Raw genomic sequence first — 21,769 nt, 5'->3', positions numbered from 1 at the left:
CGGGTTTATTCCGGCTGGCCGTAGCCGCCGCCGCCCGGCGTTTCCACCACAAACACGTCACCTGACGCCATGTCCGTCTTGCCGATATGGCCCAGCTGCTCAACGCTGCCATCAGCGCGCAGCACGCTGTTGCGGCCCACGGCGCCTGGCGCGCCGCCGGCCATGCCGAACGGTGCGTGGATGCGGTTGTTGGACAGGATGGCGGCCGTCATCGGTTCCAGGAAGCGCATCTTACGCACGCCGCCATCGCCGCCGCGCCAGCGTCCCGCGCCGCCCGAACCGTGGCGGATGGCGTAGCTCTCCAGCCGCACGGGGAAACGGAACTCCAGGATCTCCGGGTCCGTCAGGCGCGAGTTGGTCATGTTGGTCTGGACCACGCTGGTGCCATCGAAGCCCGGCCCCGCGCCCGAGCCGCCGCTGATGGTTTCGTAGTACTGGTATTGCGCGTTACCGAACGTGAAATTGTTCATCGTGCCCTGCGCGGCCGCCATCACGCCCAGCGCGCCGTACAGCGCGTTCGTGATGCAGGTGGACGTTTCCACGTTGCCCGACACGACGGAGGCGGGATAGCGCGGGTTGAGCATGGAACCCGGCGGGATCAGCACCTTGAGCGGCTTGAGGCAGCCGGCGTTGAGCGGGATGTCGTCATCGACCAGCGTGCGGAACACGTACAGCACGGCCGCCATGCAAACAGCGGACGGCGCATTGAAATTGTTCTCCAGCTGGTCCGAGGTGCCCGTGAAATCGATCTCAGCGCTGCGCTTGGCCGGATCGACCCGCACCGCCACCTGGATGCGGGCGCCGTTGTCCAGATCGACCGTGTAGCTGCCGTCGCGCAGCGCGCTGATCACGCGTCGCACGGCTTCCTCGGCGTTGTCCTGCACGTGGCCCATGTAGGCTTGCACCACGTCGAGGCCGAAATGGGCCACCATCTTGCGCAGTTCCTCCACGCCTTTCTGGTTGGCCGCCACCTGGGCCCGCAGGTCGGCCATGTTCTGGTCCGGATTGCGGGCCGGCCAGGCGGCGCCGGCCAGCAAGGCGCGCGCCTCGGCGTCACGCAACCGACCGCCGGCCGCCCCGTCCACCAGCTTGAAGTTGTCGATCAGGACGCCCTCCTCGGCGATGCTGCGCGAATCGGGCGGCATCGAACCGGGTGTGGTGCCGCCAATGTCGGCATGGTGTCCGCGCGAACCGACGTAGAACAGGATCTGCTCTCCCGCTTCGTCGAACACGGGCGAAATCACTGTCACGTCGGGCAAATGGGTGCCGCCGTGGTAGGGATCGTTGAGCATGTAGACGTCGCCCGCGTGCATGCGGCCCGCGTTGGCCTGCATGACGGTCTTGATGCTCTCGCCCATGGAGCCCAGGTGCACCGGCATGTGGGGCGCGTTGGCGATCAGGTTGCCGTCGGCGTCGAAGATGGCGCAGCTGAAGTCCAGCCGCTCCTTGATGTTGACGGAATAGGCCGTGTTCTGCAGCCGCAGGCCCATTTGCTCGGCGATCGACATGAACAGGTTGTTAAAGATCTCCAGCATGACCGGGTCGGCCGTGGTGCCGATGGCGCGCCGCGCCGGCAAAGCTTCCACGCGGGTCAGCACCAGGTGATCCTGCGGCGTGACTTCGGCCTGCCAGCCCGGCTCCACCACCGTGGTGGCGTTGGCCTCGGCGATGATGGCCGGACCTTTGATGATGTCACCGATACGCGTGGCCGTGCGCTGATAAAGCTTGGTGTTGCGCCATTGGCCGCCGCTGTACATGCGCACCACCGCCTGCGGCGTGAGGCCGGACACGCGGCGCGGCGCGGGCGTGACCGTTTCGGCCGGGGCGTCCGAGCGGCCCAATGCCTCCACCGACACCGCTTCCACGATCAGCGCCTTGGCCGGCATGAGGAAGGAGAAGCGTTTCTTGTAGGCCGCTTCGAACTGTGCCTGCATGGCGCTGGCGCTGTCGAACAGGACGATCAACGCAGAGTCAGTGCCTTCATAACGCAGGTGCACGCGGCGCAGCAAGGTGATACGCTGGCCGGCCACGCCCTGGCGGATCAGCTCCCCGCGCGCCCGCTCGCCCAGCGTCCGCAGGCGCGCCTCGAGGCCGTTGACGCTCTCGGGCAGCAGGCGTTCCTCCACCGCCTCCTCGCGCATCACGCTCTGGTCGGCCAGCCCCATGCCGTAGGCCGACATCACGCCGGCCAGCGAATGGATGAACACCGTCTTCATGCCCAGCGCGTCGGCCACCAGGCAGGCGTGCTGGCCGCCGGCGCCGCCGAAACTGGTCAGCGTGTACTCGGTCACGTCGTGGCCGCGCTGGACGGAGATCTGCTTGATGGCGTTGGCCATGTTACCGACCGCGATGTCGATAAATCCTTCGGCCACCTGCTCCGGCGTGGTCGGTTTGCCCGTGGCCGCTTCAATGCGCGCGGCCATGTCGGCGAACTGCGCGCGTACGGTCTGTGCGTCGAGCGCCTGCCTGCCGTCGGCGCCGAACAGTTGCGGGAAATGGGCGGGCTGGATTTTACCGAGCATGACGTTGCAGTCCGTGACAGCCAGCGGGCCGCCGCGCCGGTAGCTGGCCGGCCCGGGATTGGCCCCGGCGCTGTCCGGCCCCACGCGCAGGCGGCTGCCGTCGAAATGCAGGATGGAGCCGCCGCCGGCTGCCACCGTGTGGATGCTCATCATGGGTGCGCGCATCCGCACACCTGCCACCTGGGTTTCGAACACACGCTCGAACTCACCCGAGTAGTGGGAGACGTCGGTCGATGTGCCTCCCATGTCGAAACCGATCACGCGCTCGAAACCGGCCAGCCGGCTGGCGCGCACCATGCCGACGATGCCGCCGGCCGGCCCGCTCAGGATGCTGTCCTTGCCCTGGAACGCGCGTGCGTCCGTCAAGCCACCGCTCGACTGCATGAACTGCAGGTTGACCCCAGGCAGTTCGCCGGCAACCTGGTCCACGTAGCGGCGCAGGATAGGCGACAGGTAGGCATCGACCACCGTGGTGTCGCCGCGCGCCACCAGTTTCATCATGGGACTGACCTGGTGCGACACGGAGACCTGGGTAAAGCCGATCTCGCGCGCCATCCGCGCCACGCGCTGTTCATGGTCATGGTAGCGGTAGCCGTGCATGAAGACGATGGCCAGGGCGCGCAAGCCCTGGTCGTAGGCCGCTTGCAGGCGGGCGCGCGCGCCCTGCTCGTCCAGCGGCAGCACCACATCGCCGTGCGCGCCCATGCGTTCGTCGATTTCGATCACATGGCTGTAGAGCAGCTCGGGCAACACGATGTGGCGCGCGAACAGGCGCGGACGGTTCTGGTAGGCGATGCGCAGCGCATCGCCAAAGCCGCGCGTGATGGCCAGCGCCGTCGGCTCACCCTTGCGCTCCAACAGCGCGTTGGTGGCCACCGTCGTGCCCATCTTGACGGCCTCGATCCGCGCCACGGGGATGGCCGCACGGGGGCCCAGCCCCATCAGGTGACGGATGCCGGCGATGGCCGCGTCGCGGTATTGTTCCGGATTTTCCGACAGCAGCTTGTGCGTGCGCAGCCGTCCATCCGGCTGGCGCGCCACAATGTCCGTAAACGTGCCGCCGCGATCTACCCAGAACTGCCAATCCATGCCAACCTCAATGCTTTTCAAGAAGCGCATATTGTAGTGCGTGCCCGGCGATCAGGGCGACACACTTGAACAGATTAATTCGATGCTAAAATTGAACGAACATCAATCATCAGCGCGCGCGGCGCGCGGGCTGAAACTGCCGTGCCATCCTCTTGATCGGACGCGTCCATGAATCCACTCTATTCCGTCGCCGAGATCCGCGCCATCGAACAGCGCGCGGCTGCGGCCCTGCCGGCGGGCACCCTCATGCAACGGGCCGGCCAGGCCACCGCCAACGCGGCGCTCGACATGCTGCCCTTTTCCACCAACCACGCCAGGGTGCTGGTGCTGGCCGGACCTGGCAATAACGGCGGCGACGCGCTGGAAGCGGCCGCGCACCTGACCTATTCGGGCGCCCAGGTGGACGTGCTGCACTTCCCGCCTGCCGGCGCGCAGTCGCCGGAACGGGCCGCGGCCCAGCGGCGCGCCGAGAGCAGTGACGCCAGCTTCCACGACTTCGGCAGCAGCGCGCTGGCTGACACGGACTGGAACCTGGTGATCGACGGCCTGTTCGGCATCGGCCTGGCCAGGCCGGTGAGCGGCGCCTTGCGCAAGCTGGTTGACACGATCAACACCCTCACCTGTCCGGTGCTGGCGCTCGACGTGCCCAGCGGCCTCGATGCCGACACTGGCGCGATCGTCGGCCCGGACGGCGTGGCCGTGTGCGCGGCGCACACCATCACCTTCCTCGGCGACAAGCCTGGCTTGCATACCTGCGATGGCCGCGACCATGCCGGCCAGGTCACTGTCGCCGCGCTGGACCTGGAACCGCGCCAGCTCCCCGCTGCCCGGCTGCATTTGAACGATGTTCGCTTCTTCGCACGCAAGCTCAAGGCGCGTCGCCAGAACAGCCATAAAGGCAGCTACGGCAACGTGGCCGTGGTGGGCGGTGCACGCGGCATGGCCGGCGCGCCCATCCTGGCCGCGCGCAGCGCGCTGCACGCGGGCGCGGGCCGCGTGTTCGCCGTGTTCGGGGATGACGCACCATCCTACGACAGCGGCCAGCCTGAATTGATGTGCCGGGCCGCGGCCGGTTTCGATCTCGATAGCGCGGTGCTGGTGCTGGGCCCCGGACTGGGCACCGCGCCGCAGTCGGTGGAACTGCTCAAGCGCGCCGTGGCCAGTGCCAGCGCGCTGGTGGCCGACGCCGACGCCCTCAACCTGCTGGCGGCCGATGCCGCGCTGCAGGCGGCCGTGGCACAGCGCGCCGCCGGCTGCATCGTCACGCCCCACCCACTGGAGGCGGCGCGCCTGTTGGGCACGACTATCGCGGCCGTGCAAGCCGACCGGGTGACGGCGGCGCGCACGCTGGCGGGCCGGCTGCAGGCGACGGTGGTGCTGAAAGGCTCGGGCACCGTCATCGCCGCTCCCGACGGCGACGCCGTCATCAACACGACCGGCAATCCCGCGCTGGCCACGGCCGGCACGGGCGACGTGCTGGCCGGCCTGTGCGGCAGCCTGCTGGCACAAGGCTGGCCGCAATGGGAAGCGGCGCTGGCAGCTGTCTGGCTGCACGGCATGGCAGCCGACGTGCTGGTCACCGATGGTGTGGGCCCGATCGGCTTGACGGCCGGCGAACTGGTGCCGGCGATCCGCGCGGCCATCAATCGCCTGGTGCAGCAGCACGCGCGCTAGGGGGGCGCAAGCGCTAGACCAGCCGCCCCGCCGCGATCGTGATCACGCGGCCGCAACGGGCCGCGATGGTGGCATCGTGCGTGACCAGCACCAGCGTGGAACCATGTTCGCGATTGAGCTCGAACATCAGCTGGATCACGGCTTCCCCCGTGGCCGCGTCAAGGCTGCCAGTGGGCTCGTCGGCCAGCAGCAGCGGCGGTTCCGTCACAAAGGCCCGCGCCAGCGCCACCCGCTGCTGCTCGCCGCCCGATAAATATTTGGGATAGTGGCGCAAGCGCTGGCCCAGCCCCACGCGGCGCAGCATGGCCTCGGCCTTGTCGCGCGCGCCCGATTCGCCGCGCAATTCCAGCGGCAGCATCACGTTCTCCAGTGCCGTCAAATGGGGCAGCAACTGGAACGACTGGAACACAAACCCCAGCTTGGCCATGCGCAGCGCGGCGCGTCCGTCTTCATCGAGCCCGTAGATATCGACGCCATCAAGCAGCACGCGCCCGCCGCTGGGCGTATCGAGGCCAGCCAACAAGCCCAGCAAAGTGGACTTGCCGGAACCCGAAGCCCCTACAATAGCGAGCGTTTCCGCCTTTTGCACTGTAAAATCCACGTGGTGCAATATCGTCAGCTCACCGCCGGCGTCCGCCACCCGCTTGGTCAGGCCCGTCACTTCGATGGCGGGCGCCGCTGCGGCGACGCGGGCCGGGGCGGGAGTCAATGGAATGGAAGGCGTCGTTGGAAGATCGGGCATGCTGAACTTGTTAAGAAAATGTCGTGAAACGGGAAGGACATGCCGCCTGGTGTGGGCCGCGCTACTCCTGCTGTGCGCCACTGCGAGCGCTTATTCTGCACCAAAAACCATCCTCGTGCTCGGCGACAGCCTGTCGGCCGAATATGGCCTGAGCCGGGGCAGTGGCTGGGTGGCGCTGGCCGAGCAGAAGCTCAAGGACCAGAAGATCGCCGCCGACATCATCAACGCCAGCGTGAGCGGCGAAACGACGAGCGGCGGGCGCACCCGCCTGCCGGCGCTGCTGGAAAAATACCATCCCGAAGTGATCGTCATCGAACTGGGCGCCAACGATGGCCTACGCGGCCTGCCCGTGGCCGCCGCCGAAGCCAACCTGCGCGCCATGGCCACCGCCGCGCGCGAAGCGAACGCCCGCGTGCTGCTGGTGGGGATGCGCATGCCGCCCAACTACGGACGCCAGTACGCCGACCAGTTCTACGCCATGTACGGCACGCTGAGCAAGGAGATCAAGGCGCCGCTGGTGCCCTTCATGCTCGAAGGCGTGGCCGACAAGCCCCAGTTATTCCAGGCCGACCGCCTGCATCCGACGGCCGAAGCCCATCCCACCATCCTGGCCAATATCTGGCCCTCCCTACAGAAAATACTCAGGACACGATGAAGTACCCAGAACTACTGCGCTTTGAAGATGCACTCCCCCGGCTGGACCAGTTTGACACCATCATCGATGTGCGCAGCCCGTCCGAATACGCGCTCGACCACCTGCCCGGCGCCATCAACTGCCCGGTGCTCAACGATGAAGAACGCATCAAGGTCGGCACCCTGTACAAGCAGGTCAACTCCTTCGAGGCCAAGAAAGTGGGCGCGGCACTGGTGGCGCGCAATATCGCCCAGCACATCGAAGCCCGGTTCCTCGACAAGCCGCGCGAGTGGAAGCCGCTGGTGTACTGCTGGCGCGGCGGCAACCGCAGCGGTTCCATGGCCCACATCCTGGCCAAGATCGGCTGGCCGGTCGTGCAACTGGACGGCGGCTACAAGGCCTATCGCAACTACGTGAACGGCGCGCTGGAACAGGCGCCGGCGCTGTCGTTCCGCGTGATCTGCGGCACCACGGGCAGCGGCAAAAGCCGATTGCTGGAAGTACTGCATGCCGATGGCGCGCAAGTGCTGGATCTTGAACAGTTGGCCGCGCACCGCGGCTCCGTGCTGGGCAACCTGCCCAGCCAGCCGCAGCCGACGCAAAAGGCGTTCGAAACGATGGTGTGGGACCGGCTGCGCAAGTTCGATCCGGCCCGCCCCGTGTTCGTGGAATCGGAGAGCAAGAAGGTCGGCCAGCTGCGCGTGCCGGCCGCGCTGATGGACACCATGCGCGCCGCGCCCTGCATCTCGCTGACGCTGTCACGCGCCAACCGGGTCAAGCTGCTGATGGAGGACTATGCGCACTTCACGCAAGACCCGGCCACGCTGAACGCCCAACTCGATTGCCTGGTGAGCCTGCACGGCCACGAGAAGATCAAGCGCTGGCACGAGCTGGCCAATACCGGCCAGATGGAAGTGCTGGTGGAGGAACTGCTGGCCGAGCACTACGACCCGGCCTACCTGCGCTCCATCGACCGCAACTTCGTCCAGTTCGACAAGGCGCAGGTGCTGGCACTGGACGACATCACCCCCCCCGCCTTCCTGGCCGCCGCCCGCCACCTGCAAGCGACCGCGTAAGCAATTGAGGACGTAGCCTCATCAGAAAAAACAAAAGCCGCTCAAAGCGGCTTTTGTTTTATGGGGGACGCCGCGCTTACTTGGCGTCGGCGTCCGTCTTCGCGGCGCTGGCGGCAACGGCCAGCGGCTTGACGATCTTCACTTTGGCCTTCTGCTTGAGCGCTTCCACGTAGTCGAACATCTCCTGCTGCGCAACGATGTTGGCGATCTGGTCGGCTTCCGTCTTGCGGCGCGCTTCATCCTGCTCGGCCGGCTGCTGCACCTTGCCGATACGGTAGATGCCATAGCCCATGCCTGGCAATTCCACGCCCACATAGGCTGGCAGCTTGCTGGTGTCGGCGCGCATGATCTGGGCCATGGCCAGGCCATTGATGCCGTCGGCCTTGGAGCGCGAGACCAGCTTGGCAGCGCCAAAGCCGGTGGCGTCACCCGACTTCTGGAACGCGGCCAACTTCTCGCCGCCCGTCTTCTTGGCCAGCTTCAGCGCTTCTTCCATCGTCACGCGCTGGCGGATGGCGGCATCCACTTCGGCCAGCGGGCGCCTGGTGGCGGGCTTGAACTCGACGATGCGGCCAGCGATCAGGGTGCTCGGCGCCACTTCCACCGCCTCCGTGTTGCGCTTGTTTTGCAGCGAGTCGTTGGTGAACAGGGCAGCCAGGAACTTGGCGCTGTTGTACGGTGCCGTACCGGCGGCCGGCGATGGCTGGCGCGAGACATTGGCCGCCGTCTCGATCTTCAGGCCCAGCTTGTCAGCCACCGGCTTCAGGCTTTCGGCCTGCTCGTAGACGGTGTTGGTGAAGGTTTCCGCCATTTCCGAATACTTCTTGGCGGCCTTCTGCTTCTTCAGTTCGGCGGCGATGTCGTTCTTCACTTCATCGAGCGGCTTGACGGTGGCGGGCTTGAGGGCCGTCACGGTCAGGATGTGGTAGCCGAATTCCGATTGCACCAGGTCGCTGATCTCGCCCTGCTTGAGCTTGTAGATGGCATCTTCGACCGGCTTGGTCATGGTGCCTTTTTCGATCACGTCCAGGTCACCGCCTTGCGCGGCCGAACCGGGATCTTCCGACTTGGCCTTGGCGATCTTGGCGAAATCGCCTGGCGCCTTGCGCACTTCAGCCAGGATGGCTTCGGCCTTGGCCTTGGCGGCGGCCTTGTCGGCGGCGCTGGCGTCCTTCTTCACGGCCACCAGGATGTGGCTGGCGCGGCGGGTTTCCGGCGTCGTGTAGCGCTGCTGGTTCTGCCCGTAGTAGGCCGAGATGTCGGCATCGCTGACGCTCACTTGCGACATCACGGCATCGCTGTTGAAGACCACGTATTCGATCTTGGCCTGCTCCGGCACTTCGAACATCTTGGCGTTCTTGTCATAGAAGGCTTTGACCATGTCGTCCGTGACCTTGACCTGGGCCGCGAATTCACTGATCGGCAGCACCAGTTCCTGCACTTCACGCTCTTGCGCGCCGATGTCGGACACGGTCTTGGCCACCGTGCGCGGGGCGAAGCCGGTGTTCTGGATGGCGCCGCTCAGCTGCTGGAACGCCATCTCACGGCGCATGCGCGCGTCGTTCATGGCCGGCGTCATGCCTTGCGCAGCCAGGATGGCCTTGTAGCGTTCCATGTCGAATTTGCCTTCGCCACCGAACACTTCGAGGATGGTTTTCTGCAGGGCCGCATCCGTCACGGTCAGGTGGCCACGGGCCACTTCGGCGCTCAGGGCGCGCTCGGCGATCATCTGGTCCAGGATGTTTTGCTTGAATTCGGGCGTGTCGAACATCTTCTGGTCGAACTGGGCACCCAGGCGCTGGCGATAGCTCTCCAGCTGGTTGCGCAGGGCCGAATCGAACTCTTGCTGGGTCAGCGCGCGGCCGTCGATCTTGGCGATCGTGTTGGCGTCGTCACCAAAGCTCTTGTAGCCGCTGATACCGACCAGCGCGAAAGACGGAATGATGAGCAGCATCAGGAAGAACTGCATCAAGCGTTGATGGGTGCGTATAAATTCAAACATGGTCAGCCAATTCGGATTGAGTGGATCGTGCACATACAAAAAAAGGCGAACTCCCGTTCGCCTCTTCTAATTCAGGCGCAGTGATGGGAGCGTCTTGCTCCGGCCCACTTCGCCTTTAAATTCAACGAGTTATACGGCACAGTGAACGAAAAACCTGCCGAATAAATCGGTATCACGCGATTCTACAGTTTCGCCCTGTCGATAGCAAGAGTAAATCAATTGCAACATAAGCCATACACAAGGCCAACCCAGGCCAAACCATATCGGGCGCCCAAACGAAAAACCCCGCAGCCAATAACAGCTGCGGGGTATCTTGTTCTGGCGGAGCGGACGGGACTCGAACCCGCGACCCCCGGCGTGACAGGCCGGTATTCTAACCAACTGAACTACCGCTCCTGGGTTAGACGTTTCATTGCGCATTTGCTGGCGGAGCGGACGGGACTCGAACCCGCGACCCCCGGCGTGACAGGCCGGTATTCTAACCAACTGAACTACCGCTCCTGCAAATGCTGGTACTGCCTGACTGTGGTGGGCGCTGAGAGGCTCGAACTCCCGACCTAAGCCTTGTAAGGGCTCCGCTCTACCAACTGAGCTAAGCGCCCCAGATCAAACAACGACACAAACAAATCGGTGAGCGCCTGCTCACCGAAGTCCGTTAGTTTACAGCATCTTTCAAAGCTTTGCCAGCTTTAAATTTAGGAACTTTTGCTGCGTCGATGGTGATCTCTTCCTTGGTGCGCGGATTGCGGCCGGTACGGGCGGCGCGTTCGCTCACGGAGAAGGTGCCAAAGCCGACCAGGGTGACGCTGTCGTTCTTTTGCAAGGTTGTCGTTACACCGTCGATCACCGCATCGAGTGCGCGCGCCGCAGCCGCTTTCGAAATATCAGCGGATTGGGCAATATGGTCGATCAATTCAGTCTTATTCACTAGCTTCCCCGTCACAAAGGTTATATCGTTGCACCGCCAATTAATCGCCAATCAAATGGCGCGCTAATTGCGGCAGAGAAAAATCTCAGGCCGTATTAAACAAGCCACACTCACTTTATGTCAAGACTTTAAGCCGGGAATAAGGATTTAAATAACAAACAAGCGCCTCGCGGGCGCTTGTTTGTTCATTGCGGGCGACAGAAAGTTAATGTTTTACCACTTCCGCCTGGCCATCCACCTTGGTCGCTGCCGCCGCGACCGCTTCCACGGCAGCCGTTTCCGCCAGCGGCTCGGGCATGCGCTCGAGGGCAACTTCCAGCACTTTGTCGATCCAGCGCACGGGCACGATTTCCAGCTTGTTCTTCACATTGTCCGGAATGTCGGCCAGATCCTTGACGTTCTGCTCAGGGATCAACACGGTCTTGATGCCACCGCGCTGGGCCGCCAGCAGTTTCTCCTTCAAGCCGCCGATCGGCAACACTTCGCCGCGCAGCGTGATCTCGCCCGTCATCGCCACATCGGCACGCACGGGGATGCCCGTGAACACCGACACCATGGCCACCGTCATGGCCGCGCCGGCGGACGGACCGTCCTTGGGCGTGGCACCTTCCGGTACGTGGATGTGGATGTCGCACTTCTCGAACTGCTCGGCCTTGATACCCAGCCGGGCCGCCCGGCTGCGCACCACGGTGCGGGCCGCTTCGATCGATTCCTTCATCACGTCGCCCAGCGTCCCGGTGCGGATCACATTGCCCTTGCCCGGCATCTGCACGGCTTCGATGGTCAGCAGGTCGCCGCCCACTTCGGTCCATGCCAGACCCACCACCTGGCCGATCTGGTTTTCTTTCTCGGCCACGCCAAAGTCGTAGCGCCGCACGCCCAGGAACTTGTCCAGGTTCTTGCTGGTGACAGCCACTTTCTTGTCCGACTTCTTCAGCAGCAGCATCTTGACCACCTTGCGGCAGATCTTCGACACTTCGCGCTCGAGCGAACGCACGCCCGCTTCACGGGTGTAGTAGCGGATGATGTCGCGCAGGGCCGACTCGGCCACCGAGATTTCCTCTTCCTTCAGGCCATTGTTCTTGATCTGCTTGGGCAGCAGGTAGCGCTGCGCAATGCTGGTCTTCTCGTCTTCCGTGTAGCCCGACAGGCGGATCACTTCCATCCGGTCCAGCAGTGCCGGCGGGATGTTGTACGAGTTCGACGTGGCCACGAACATCACATCGGACAGGTCGAAATCGACTTCGATGTAGTGGTCGGAGAACGTATGGTTCTGTTCCGGATCGAGCACCTCGAGCAGGGCCGACGACGGATCGCCACGGAAGTCCGCGCCCATCTTGTCGACCTCGTCCAGCAGGAACAAGGGGTTGCGCACGCCAACCTTGGCCAGCGATTGCAAGATCTTGCCCGGCATGGAGCCGATGTAGGTGCGGCGGTGGCCACGGATCTCGGCCTCGTCACGCACGCCGCCCAGCGCCATGCGCACGAACTTGCGGTTCGTCGCACGGGCGATCGACTGGCCCAGCGAGGTCTTGCCGACGCCTGGAGGACCCACGAAGCACAGGATGGGCGCCTTCAGTTTGTCGACGCGCTGTTGCACGGCAAGATATTCCAGGATGCGTTCCTTGACCTTCTCCAGGCCATAGTGGTCGCCTTCCAGCACTTTCTCAGCATTGCTCAGGTCGTTATTGACCTTGGATTTCTTCTTCCATGGCAGGCTGACCAGGGTGTCGATGTAGTTGCGCACGACGGTCGCCTCGGCCGACATGGGCGACATCAGCTTGAGCTTCTTCAGCTCGGCCGTGGCCTTGTCCAGCGCTTCCTTGGGCATCTTGGCGGACGCGACTTTCTTCTCCAGCTCGTCCAGGTCGGCGCCCTCTTCGCCCTCGCCCAGTTCCTTCTGGATGGCCTTGACCTGCTCGTTCAGGTAGTACTCGCGCTGCGACTTCTCCATCTGGCGCTTGACGCGGCCACGGATGCGCTTTTCCACCTGCAGGATGTCGAGCTCGCCTTCGAGCTGGCCCAGCAGGTGCTCGAGGCGCTTGGACACGCTGAAGATTTCCAGGATCACTTGCTTTTGCTCAAGCTTGAGCGGCAAGTGGGCGGCCACCGTGTCGGCCAGGCGGCCGGCATCGTCGATGCCCGACAGCGAAGCGAGGATCTCGGGCGGAATTTTCTTGTTCAGCTTGACGTACTGGTCGAACTGCTGAACGATGGCGCGGCGCATGGCTTCCAGCTCCGACTCGTCGCCCAGCTCGGATTCGAGCGGCGTCAGGTCGGCCACGAAGTGCGACGGCGTATCGGTGATGCGGTTGATGCGCGCACGCTGAGCACCTTCCACCAGCACCTTGACGGTGCCGTCGGGCAGTTTCAGCATTTGCAAAATATTGGCCACGCAGCCGATCTCATAGATATCGGAAGCAGAAGGTTCGTCCTTGGCGGCGGCTTTTTGCGCGGCAAGCATGATGCTCTTGCCTTGCTCCATCGCCGCTTCCAGTGCCTTGATCGATTTTGGGCGTCCTACGAACAGCGGTATCACCATATGCGGGAAGACGACGACGTCCCGTAACGGCAATAACGGCAGTTGAGTTTGCTCAGTTAATTTGGAGGTTGTCATGGCGTACCTTATGTGAAAGCGTGTTTATGATGTGGGCGCAGTGTGGCCGTATCACAAGACCAGCGTCCAGAAAAAATTCCAGGCGTTCACTTTTTGGCCGGGAAACTGGAGGCCGTGCTCTAAAAGCATGCATTTCAAATAAAAAAGCCACGCGCGGCGTCGATGTCGCGAGTGGCTTTTCGAATGAAGCCTGCATCTCTTATTGGTTTAAATTGTACCGCCTCCCCCCCGAGAAACGAAACCCTTTTTTCGGATTTGTATCTCCGGGGGTGAGTTTGATTAATTTTCGCCAGAAACTTTTGCCGGCTCCTGATAAATCAATAATGGCTTGGCGCCGCTGGTGATGGTATTTTCATCAATCACCACCTTGGTCACGTTTTGCTGGTTAGGCAATTCATACATCACGTCGAGCAGTGCGTGTTCCAGGATGGAGCGCAGGCCGCGCGCGCCGGTCTTGCGGGCCAGCGCCTTGCGGGCGATGGCGTGCAGCGCGGCCGGACGGATCTCCAGCTCGGCCCCTTCCATGTCCAACAGCTTGGCGTACTGCTTGACGAGCGCGTTCTTCGGCTCGATCAGGATCTGGATCAGCGCCTCTTCCGTCAACTCAGACAGCGTGGCGACCACGGGCAGACGGCCCACCAGTTCGGGAATCAGGCCGAACTTGATCAGGTCTTCCGGTTCCGCTTCCTGCAACACATCGCTGGCCGAACGCTCGGACTTGCTCTTGACGCTGGCCGAGAAGCCGATGCCGCTCTTCTCGGAACGGTTGGCGATCACCTTGGCCAGGCCGTCGAAGGCGCCGCCGCAGATGAACATGATGTTGGTGGTGTCGATCTGCACGAAGTCCTGGTTCGGGTGCTTGCGGCCACCCTGGGGCGGCACGGAGGCCATGGTGCCTTCGATCAGCTTGAGCAGCGCCTGCTGCACGCCTTCGCCCGACACGTCGCGCGTGATGGACGGGTTGTCGGACTTGCGCGAAATCTTGTCGATTTCGTCGATGTAGACAATGCCGCGCTGCGCCTTGTCCACGTCATAGTTGCAGCTTTGCAACAGCTTCTGGATGATATTCTCGACGTCCTCGCCCACATAGCCCGCTTCCGTCAGCGTGGTGGCGTCGGCGATCACGAAGGGCACGTTGAGCATGCGGGCCAGGGTCTGGGCCAGCAGGGTCTTGCCCGAGCCGGTGGGGCCGACCAGCAAGATGTTGCTCTTGGCCAGTTCCACGTCGTCCTTCTTGCCCAGGTGCTTGAGGCGCTTGTAGTGGTTGTACACCGCCACCGACAGGATGCGCTTGGCCGTCTGCTGGCCGATCACATACTGGTCCAGCAAGTCCTTGATTTCCTGGGGCGTCGGCAAGTCCGACTTGGCACCCGTGACGGACTCGATGGCCGACGTCTCGTCGCGGATGATGTCATTGCACAAGTCGATGCACTCATCGCAGATGAAGACCGACGGGCCGGCGATGAGTTTCTTTACCTCGTGCTGGCTCTTGCCGCAAAACGAGCAGTACAGTAATTTTTCGCCGCTGGAGGATTTTTTGTCTGACATGGGGCAGTTTTCTTAGGTTTTCCAGGTTGTGTCCGGTGCGAGTGTGTGCGGCCCGGAAAAAATCCGCCCACCACTACATGCTACCCGAAATAAAAACGAAACGCCCGAACGTTTGCGCGTCCGGGCGTTTTTTCAGCAATGGCGCTTGGGACGCATCAAGCGCGGGAAGTCAACACTTTGTCGATCAACCCGTACTCGGTGGCCTCTTCCGCCGACAGGAAGCGGTCGCGGTCGGTGTCCTTGGCGATCTGCTCGATCGTCTGGCCCGTACGCTCCGCCAGGATGCTGTTCAGGCGGTGACGCAGGTAGAGGATTTCCTTGGCCTGGATTTCGATATCGGACGCCTGGCCCTGGGAACCACCGGACGGCTGGTGGATCATGATGCGCGAGTTGGGCAGCGAAAAACGCTTGCCCTTGGCGCCGGCGGCCAGCAGGAAGGCGCCCATGGAGGCGGCCATGCCGGTGCACAACGTCGACACATCAGGCTTGATGAACTGCATCGTATCGAAAATCGCCAGGCCGGCCGAGACGGAACCGCCAGGCGAGTTGATGTACAGCGAGATATCCTTGTCAGGATTTTCGCTTTCCAGGAACAGCAACTGGGCAACGATCAGGTTGGCCATCTGGTCATTGACGGGGCCCACCATGAACACCACGCGTTCCTTGAGCAGGCGCGAGTAGATGTCGTAGGAGCGCTCGCCGCGGCCGCTCTGTTCCACCACCATCGGCACCAGGCCGAGCATTTCAGTGTCCAACGCCGGATTTCGGTTCATTCCAGTCATTCCCTTTCCTTGTGAAGCAGACGGGCTGGCCACAGGGGCCAGCCCGAGCTGGATTACGCTTGAGCGTTGCTTCCCATCAGTTCGTCAAAAGCGATCGCCTTGGACGAGTTTTTCGACAGGCCCAGGACGTAGTTGACGACGTTTTCTTCCAATACAAGAGCTTCCACTTCAGCCAGGCGGCGACGGTCGCTGTAGTAGTACTTCAGCACTTCACGTGGATCTTCGTAGCTCTGGGCGAAATCTTCCACCTGGGCCTTGACTTGCTCAGGGGTCGCTTGCAGCTTCTGCTCGCCAACCAGTTGCGACAGGATCAGGCCCAGGCGCACGCGACGCTCAGCCTTGTCCTTGAACAGTTCTGGTGGGAAAGGCACATCCTTGACGTTCATGCCGCGCTGCGCCATGTCCTGGCGGGTCATTTCGGCCAGACGCTCGGTGTCCTGGGCGATCAGTGCCTGTGGCACGTCCAGGGTGGCGGTCTTGACCAGGGTTTCCATCACGGCTTCCTTGTTGCGGGCCTTGATGCGGCCGGCCACTTCGCGTTCCAGGTTGACCTTGATGTCTTCGCGCATCTTGGCGACGTCGCCATCGGCCACGCCCAGCGACTTGGCGAACTCGGCGTCCACTTCCGGCAGGTGCGCCCATTCCAGCTTCTTCAGGGTGATGGTGAACGAGGCGGTCTTGCCGGCCACGTCCTTGCCATGGTAGTCCTCGGGGAAAGCCAGCGGGAAGGTCTTGGACTCGCCCACTTTCAGGCCCACGGTAGCCGCTTCGAACTCAGGCAGCATGCGGCCTTCACCCAGCACGAAGGCGTAGTCGTCAGCCTTGCCGCCTGGGAATTCCACGCCGTCGATCGAGCCGACGAAGTCCACGGTCACGCGGTCGCCGTTGGCGGCGATCGGCGCGCCACCGTCGCCGTGCTCACCGGCTTCGCCCTTGGTGTGGTAGTGCACGCGCTGCTTGCGCAGGATTTCGATGGTCTTGTCGATTTCGGCGTCGGTCACTTCCGACTTCACGGTTTCGATTTCCACGGCGGTCAGGTCGCCGATCACGACCTCTGGGTACACTTCGAACGTCGCGTCGAAGGTCAGCTGGCCTTCAGGCGCGTCGTTCTTGGGTTCGATGCGTGGGTAGCCAGCAACGCGCAGGTTGTTTTCATTGGCGGCGTCGTTGAACGCGCGGCCCACTTTATCGTTGAGCACTTCGGTTTCGATCTGATAACCATATTGTGCTGCGACCATTTTCATAGGAACTTTGCCCGGACGGAAGCCAGGTGCACGAGCCGACTTGGCTTGCACTTTCAGGCGTTTCTCCACTTCCGTGCGGACATCAGTCAGCGGGAAGGAGATCGTGATACGACGTTCGAGTTTGCCCAAGGTTTCGACTGCAGTTGCCATGTTTAAAAATCGTCCAAAAAATTAATCTATACAGTTGGTGCGAGGAGGGGGACTCGAACCCCCACACCATTGCTGGCGTCAGGACCTAAACCTGGTGCGTCTACCAATTTCGCCATCCTCGCGGCATGTTTGCACAAAAGCAAAGGGCGACCCGTAAGTGAAAACGGTCGCCCTATCCCGCCTCGCAGTGGGAGCTTTCAACTTCAACGCGGTATTCTAACGGGTTTTTCGGCGAAATGTGGCGTTTTTTAACTTATCGCCAACACCTCGCCTACTTTCGTTTATTTACGCTTTATTTACCGCTAATTTGTCCGCGCCGCGCACCGGTTTTTTGACGCGGAACCAGGCCGCGTACAGTGCCGGCAGGAACAGCAAGGTCAACGCCGTGGCCAACACCAGGCCGCCCATGATGGCCACCGCCATCGGCCCCCAGAACACGGAGCGCGACAGGGGGATCATGGCCAGCGCGGCGGCCGCCGCCGTCAGGATGATGGGGCGGCAACGGCGTACGGCCGATTCCACCACGGCATCCCACGGTTCGTGGCCGGCGGCGATGTCCTGCTCGATCTGGTCCACCAGGATCACGGAGTTACGGATGATCATGCCGAACAAGGCGATGATGCCCAGGTTGGCCACGAAGCCCAGCGGCCGGTGCAGCAGCAACAAGGCCATGGCCGCGCCCGCCACGCCGAGCGGCCCGGTCAGGAACACCAACAGGGCGCGCGAAAAGCTGTGCAATTGCAGCATCAACAGCGTGAAGATGATGAAGATGGCCAGCGGCAGATTGGCCGCGATCGACGCTTCCGCTGCGCCGCTGTCGGCCGCCGCACCTTTGACGGTGATGGCGTAGCCGGCCGGCAAGCGGGCGCGCAAGGCGTCGAGCTTGGGATTGATCTGGCCGGACACAGTCGGCCCCTGGATGCCGTCCACCACGTCCGTTTGCACGGTGATGGCCCATTCCCTGCCCTCACGCCACACGACGCCCGGCTCCCACACGAAATGGGCGCGCGCCAGCTGGCTGATGGTGACGGACTTGCCATTGGCCGTAGGAATGTTCGTATCGTTGAGCACGGAGATCGTGTTGCGCTCCTCCAACGGCTGACGCACCTGGATGTCGATCAGCTTGTTGTTCTCGCGGAACTGGCCCACCGTCGTTCCCGACAGGATGGTGTTGGCGGCGCGCATCACCGTCTGCGACGTCACGCCCAGCGCACGCATCTTGTCCTGGTCCAGGTCCAGGCGCAACACCTTGATCGACTCGTTCCAGTTATCGTTCACGCCCACCGTGTTGGGGTTGGCACGCATGATGTCCTTGACCTCGTCAGCGATGGCGCGCACCTTCTCCACCTGCTCGCCCGTCACGCGGAACTGGACAGGATAAGGCACGGGCGGACCGTTGGGCAGCAGCTTGACGCGGCCGCGCACTTCCGGGAAGTCGGTCTTGAAAATGTCGATAATCTTGTTGCGCACGGCTTCACGCGCATGCAAGTCCCTGGGCAGCACGACGATTTGCGACACGTTGGTCTGCGGGAAGATCTGGTCGAGCGGCAGATAGAAACGGGGGCTGCCCGTGCCCACGTAGCTGGTCACGCTGACCACGCCATCCAGCTTGGAAACGAACGCTTCGAATTTCTTCACCTGCGCCTCGTTGGCGGCGAAGGTCGTGCCTTCCGGCGTCCACATTTCCACCATCAGTTCCGGCCGGCTGGAATCGGGGAAGAACTGCTTCTCGATGAAATTGAAACCATACACGCCCAGCGCGAACACCAGCAAGGTGGCAGCGATGGTGGTCTTGCGGTATTCCACGCACCAGTTGACGACGGCGCGGAACTTGCGGAAACCGGGCGTGTCGAACAGTTCATGGTGGCCGTTGGCATGCGGCTTGACCTTGAGCAGCACGTAGCCCAGGTAGGGCGTGAACACGACGGCGACCACCCACGAGATGACCAGGGCCAGCGCGTTGACCGAGAACAAGGAGAACGTGTACTCACCGGCCGCCGACTTGGCCAGCCCGATGGGCAGGAAACCGGCTACCGTGATCAGCGTGCCCGTCAGCATGGGCAAAGCAGTGGAGGTGTAGGCGAATGTGGCCGCCTCGAAGCGGGACATGCCCTCCTCCATTTTGCGCACCATCATCTCCACGGCAATAATCGCATCATCGACCAGGAGGCCCAGCGCAATAATCAAGGCGCCCAGCGAAATCTTGTGCAGGTCGATATCGAGCATGCGCATGAACAGGAAGGTGACCGACAGCACCAGCGGTATTGTCAGCGCCACCACCAGGCCGGGACGCGCATCCAGGCGGAACGGCTTGCTGTGCAGACCCAGCGACAGGAAGCTGACGGCCAGCACGATCAGCACGGCTTCGATCAGCGTGTGAACGAATTCGCCCACGGAAGCCGTCACAGCCGCCGGCTGGTTCGACACGCGCTCCAGCTCGATACCCACGGGCAGCTTGGCGCGCAACTGGTCCACGGTCTTTTGCAGGCCCTCGCCCATGCGGATGATATTGCCGCCCTTCTCCATCGACACGCCCAGGCCGATCACTTCCTTGCCGTTGTAGCGCATCTTGTCCTGTGGCGGGTCCTGGTATTCGCGCTTGACGGTGGCAAAGTCACCGAGCCGGAACGTGGTACCGTTGGCGCGCAATTCCAGCTCCTCCAGGTCCTTGACCGTCTTCAGGGCGCCCGTCACCCGCACTTGCAGGTTGTCGGTGGGCGTGACCAGCACGCCGGTCGATTCCACCGAGTTCTGGGTCGCGATCTGGTTGACGATGGCCTCAAACGGGATGCCGAGCTGGGCGAATTTCTTGTGCGAGAACTCGATGTTGATCTTCTCGTCCTGCACGCCGAACAGTTCCACCTTGGACACCAGCGGCACGCCCAGCAGTTGCTGGCGCACGAAGTCGGCGTAATCCTTCATTTCGGCGTAAGTGAAGCCGTCGCCGGACAAGGCGAAGATGGAGCCGAAGGTGTCGCCGAATTCATCGTTGAAGAAGGGGCCGATCACGCCAGGCGGCAAGGTGCCGCGGATGTCGCCGATCTTCTTGCGCACCTGGTACCAGGACGCGTTGGTATCCTTGGGCGACGCCGACTCGCGCAGCTTGAGGATGATGACCGTCTCGCCCGGCTTGGAGTAGCTGGAAATCTCGTCGATGTCGGGAGTTTCCTGGAGTTTCTTCTCCAGCTTGTCCGTCACCTGCTCGGCCATCTGCAGCGAAGTGGCGCCCGGCCACATGGCTTTCACCACCATGGCACGGAAGGTGAACGGCGGGTCCTCGTCCTGGCCGAGGTTGGTGTAGCTGAGCATGCCGCCGATCAGCAGCACGGCGATCAGGTAGCGCGTGAGCGGGATGTGTTCCAGCGCCCAGCGCGACAGGTTGAAGCCGCCCTTCATCATATGGCCGCCTCACCGTTGCCCAGCGCGGCGCTGGCGCCGACCGGACGGGCCGGCTTGGCAGGCAGGTCGTTGCCCAGGATTTTCACTTTCTGGCCTGGCTTGAGCAGATTGACGCCAGCCGTGACGACCGTCTGGCCGGGCGCCACGCCCTTGGTCAGCACCAGCTCATTGCCAGCCACGCCGCCGATGGCGACCGGCACCAGCTTGACCGCGCCGTTTTCCACCACCCACACGGAGGTGGCCGCTTTTTCATAGAACAGGGCCGTCAACGGCACCTTGATCTGGGGCACCGGCGTCTTGGAGGCGAACTGCACCACGGCCGTCATGCCCAGCTTGGCTTCGGTCAGGCTGTCGGGAATGGACACCTTGACCGTGTAGGTGCGCGTGGACGGATCGGCCACGGGCGAAATCTCACGGATCTTGCCAGCCACGGACTTGCCGGGGTCGGCCCACAGGCGCACCTGCACGTCGGGCACGTGGCGCAGCGTTTCAACTTTATCTTCCGGCAGACCGATGACGATTTCCTTCTCGCCGGCCTTGGCCACGCGCACCACGGGCGTGCCGGGCGCCACCACCTGCCCCACTTCCGCGTCCACGGCCGTCACCACGCCGTCGATGTCGGACACGAGGTTGGCGTAGCCGGCCTGGTTGGTCTGGCCCCGATAGGCCGCGTTGGCCGAATCCACGCTGGCCTGGGCCGCCTTGAAGGCGGAATCCTTGGCATCGAGCACGGCCTGGCTGACGAAGTTCTTGGCGCGCAACTCCTGGTAGCGCTTCAGTTCGGCACTGGCCAGGTCGCGGCTGGTCTCGGCCGCGCGCAAGCCGGCCAGCGCCTGCGCCTGGGCCAGTTGCAAGTCTTGCGGATCGAGTTCCATCAGGGCCTGGCCACGCTTGACCAGCGTGCCCACGTCAACCTTGCGGCTGACAATCTTGCCGCCCACGCGAAAGCCCAGGCGCGATTCGACCCGGGCCCGGACTTCGCCGGAAAACTCGGCGTTCACATCGACGTCACTGCTGGCCAGCACAATGGCGCGCACGGGACGGATATCCTCCGTCTTCTGCGCCGGCTTGGAACAGGCGCTCAGCGCGATGGACAAGACCATCAGCGTCGCGATCGGTATGGATGGCTGCAAGCGCAGGTATTTCATGGCGGACACGGTATTTTCCTTTACTATGCGGGCGGTTCGAATTTATCTCACGGCAACACGTTGCTCATCCTGTCTCATCGGTGCATGACCGGCCAGCCAAAAACTTGCTGTGGATTCAAGATGCCACTACTATTACACGTTGGAAATTAATGACTTTCCGTTAAGTAATTATAAACCGCCTGCATTTGTTTGCAAATGACTTTTGCGTCATTTA

General features: G+C 62.9%; 13 protein-coding genes and 4 tRNA genes. 3 read left to right on the top strand and 14 right to left on the bottom strand.

Features of this window, described 5'->3' with window-relative positions:
* Nucleotides 1-5 precede the first annotated feature (5 nt).
* Nucleotides 6-3,611, bottom strand: coding sequence for a hydantoinase B/oxoprolinase family protein (locus H3H36_RS01605; protein ID WP_182213222.1), 3,606 nt, complete (start codon nt 3,609-3,611; stop codon nt 6-8).
* A gap of 168 nt (nt 3,612-3,779) precedes the next feature.
* On the opposite strand from H3H36_RS01605, the gene H3H36_RS01600 reads away from it, so the two are divergent.
* Nucleotides 3,780-5,285 carry an NAD(P)H-hydrate dehydratase gene (locus H3H36_RS01600; protein WP_182213219.1) on the top strand — a complete coding sequence of 502 codons (1,506 nt, stop codon included), beginning with the start codon at nt 3,780-3,782 and terminating at the stop codon, nt 5,283-5,285.
* Nucleotides 5,286-5,298: 13 nt separating this feature from the next.
* On the opposite strand, the gene H3H36_RS01595 is transcribed toward H3H36_RS01600, so the two are convergent.
* Nucleotides 5,299-6,027 (bottom strand): ABC transporter ATP-binding protein, encoded by a 729-nt coding sequence (locus tag H3H36_RS01595; RefSeq protein WP_182213217.1) that lies wholly within the window; start codon nt 6,025-6,027, stop codon nt 5,299-5,301.
* Here H3H36_RS01595 and H3H36_RS01590 point away from each other — a divergent pair.
* Nucleotides 6,026-6,682, top strand: a complete 657-nt coding sequence (locus H3H36_RS01590; RefSeq protein WP_182213215.1) for an arylesterase — start codon at nt 6,026-6,028, stop codon at nt 6,680-6,682. The genes H3H36_RS01595 and H3H36_RS01590 overlap by 2 nt on opposite strands.
* Nucleotides 6,679-7,737: a tRNA 2-selenouridine(34) synthase MnmH gene (gene mnmH, locus H3H36_RS01585; protein WP_182213212.1), complete on the top strand. Its 1,059-nt coding sequence runs from the start codon at nt 6,679-6,681 to the stop codon at nt 7,735-7,737. The genes H3H36_RS01590 and mnmH overlap by 4 nt, the downstream gene beginning before the upstream one ends.
* Before the next feature lie 76 nt (nt 7,738-7,813).
* Here mnmH and H3H36_RS01580 read toward each other — a convergent pair whose 3' ends face one another.
* From H3H36_RS01580 to H3H36_RS01525, 12 genes are all read right to left on the bottom strand, one after another.
* Nucleotides 7,814-9,739 (bottom strand): SurA N-terminal domain-containing protein, encoded by a 1,926-nt coding sequence (locus H3H36_RS01580; RefSeq protein WP_182213209.1) that lies wholly within the window; start codon nt 9,737-9,739, stop codon nt 7,814-7,816.
* 319 nt (nt 9,740-10,058) lie between these two features.
* Nucleotides 10,059-10,135: transfer RNA gene (locus H3H36_RS01575), tRNA-Asp, on the bottom strand.
* Between the two features lie 28 nt (nt 10,136-10,163).
* A tRNA-Asp gene (locus H3H36_RS01570) sits at nt 10,164-10,240 on the bottom strand.
* 25 nt (nt 10,241-10,265) lie between these two features.
* Nucleotides 10,266-10,341: transfer RNA gene (locus tag H3H36_RS01565), tRNA-Val, on the bottom strand.
* Nucleotides 10,342-10,394: 53 nt separating this feature from the next.
* Nucleotides 10,395-10,682, bottom strand: coding sequence for an HU family DNA-binding protein (locus H3H36_RS01560; RefSeq protein ID WP_311196558.1), 288 nt, complete (start codon nt 10,680-10,682; stop codon nt 10,395-10,397).
* Between the two features lie 190 nt (nt 10,683-10,872).
* Complete coding sequence (gene lon, locus H3H36_RS01555; RefSeq protein ID WP_182213208.1) at nt 10,873-13,284, bottom strand: endopeptidase La; 2,412 nt, start codon at nt 13,282-13,284, stop codon at nt 10,873-10,875.
* A gap of 279 nt (nt 13,285-13,563) precedes the next feature.
* On the bottom strand, nt 13,564-14,832 hold the full coding sequence (gene clpX / locus H3H36_RS01550) for an ATP-dependent Clp protease ATP-binding subunit ClpX (protein WP_182213207.1): 1,269 nt from the start codon (nt 14,830-14,832) through the stop codon (nt 13,564-13,566).
* A gap of 155 nt (nt 14,833-14,987) precedes the next feature.
* The gene (gene clpP, locus H3H36_RS01545; RefSeq protein ID WP_182153523.1) at nt 14,988-15,605 is read right to left on the bottom strand and encodes an ATP-dependent Clp endopeptidase proteolytic subunit ClpP; all 618 of its coding nucleotides are present in this window, start codon (nt 15,603-15,605) and stop codon (nt 14,988-14,990) included.
* A gap of 62 nt (nt 15,606-15,667) precedes the next feature.
* A complete protein-coding gene (gene tig, locus H3H36_RS01540) occupies nt 15,668-17,008 on the bottom strand; it encodes a trigger factor (protein WP_182213206.1) in 1,341 nt (446 codons plus the stop codon).
* A 35-nt stretch (nt 17,009-17,043) separates the two neighbouring features.
* Nucleotides 17,044-17,130, bottom strand: a tRNA-Leu gene (locus tag H3H36_RS01535).
* 163 nt (nt 17,131-17,293) lie between these two features.
* Nucleotides 17,294-20,404, bottom strand: coding sequence for an efflux RND transporter permease subunit (locus H3H36_RS01530; RefSeq protein ID WP_182213956.1), 3,111 nt, complete (start codon nt 20,402-20,404; stop codon nt 17,294-17,296).
* Nucleotides 20,404-21,555: an efflux RND transporter periplasmic adaptor subunit gene (locus tag H3H36_RS01525; RefSeq protein ID WP_182213954.1), complete on the bottom strand. Its 1,152-nt coding sequence runs from the start codon at nt 21,553-21,555 to the stop codon at nt 20,404-20,406. The genes H3H36_RS01530 and H3H36_RS01525 overlap by 1 nt, the downstream gene beginning before the upstream one ends.
* Between the last annotated feature and the right edge of the window lie 214 nt (nt 21,556-21,769).

It is taken from the genome of Rugamonas fusca (genome assembly GCF_014042365.1).
GTDB lineage: Bacteria > Pseudomonadota > Gammaproteobacteria > Burkholderiales > Burkholderiaceae_D > Rugamonas > Rugamonas fusca.
Note: the sequence above shows the minus strand (reverse complement) of the source record. Positions and strands in the feature narration are given on the sequence as shown.

Coding starts and splice junctions, on each gene's coding strand:
- H3H36_RS01530 (WP_182213956.1), bottom strand. CDS start 20,404: ATGAAGGGCGGCTTCAACCTGTCGCGCTGGGCGCTGGAACACATCCCG.
- mnmH (WP_182213212.1), top strand. CDS start 6,679: ATGAAGTACCCAGAACTACTGCGCTTTGAAGATGCACTCCCCCGGCTG.
- H3H36_RS01600 (WP_182213219.1), top strand. CDS start 3,780: ATGAATCCACTCTATTCCGTCGCCGAGATCCGCGCCATCGAACAGCGC.
- H3H36_RS01525 (WP_182213954.1), bottom strand. CDS start 21,555: ATGAAATACCTGCGCTTGCAGCCATCCATACCGATCGCGACGCTGATG.
- H3H36_RS01590 (WP_182213215.1), top strand. CDS start 6,026: ATGCTGAACTTGTTAAGAAAATGTCGTGAAACGGGAAGGACATGCCGC.
- lon (WP_182213208.1), bottom strand. CDS start 13,284: ATGACAACCTCCAAATTAACTGAGCAAACTCAACTGCCGTTATTGCCG.
- H3H36_RS01580 (WP_182213209.1), bottom strand. CDS start 9,739: ATGTTTGAATTTATACGCACCCATCAACGCTTGATGCAGTTCTTCCTG.
- H3H36_RS01605 (WP_182213222.1), bottom strand. CDS start 3,611: ATGGATTGGCAGTTCTGGGTAGATCGCGGCGGCACGTTTACGGACATT.
- clpX (WP_182213207.1), bottom strand. CDS start 14,832: ATGTCAGACAAAAAATCCTCCAGCGGCGAAAAATTACTGTACTGCTCG.
- H3H36_RS01595 (WP_182213217.1), bottom strand. CDS start 6,027: ATGCCCGATCTTCCAACGACGCCTTCCATTCCATTGACTCCCGCCCCG.
- tig (WP_182213206.1), bottom strand. CDS start 17,008: ATGGCAACTGCAGTCGAAACCTTGGGCAAACTCGAACGTCGTATCACG.
- clpP (WP_182153523.1), bottom strand. CDS start 15,605: ATGAACCGAAATCCGGCGTTGGACACTGAAATGCTCGGCCTGGTGCCG.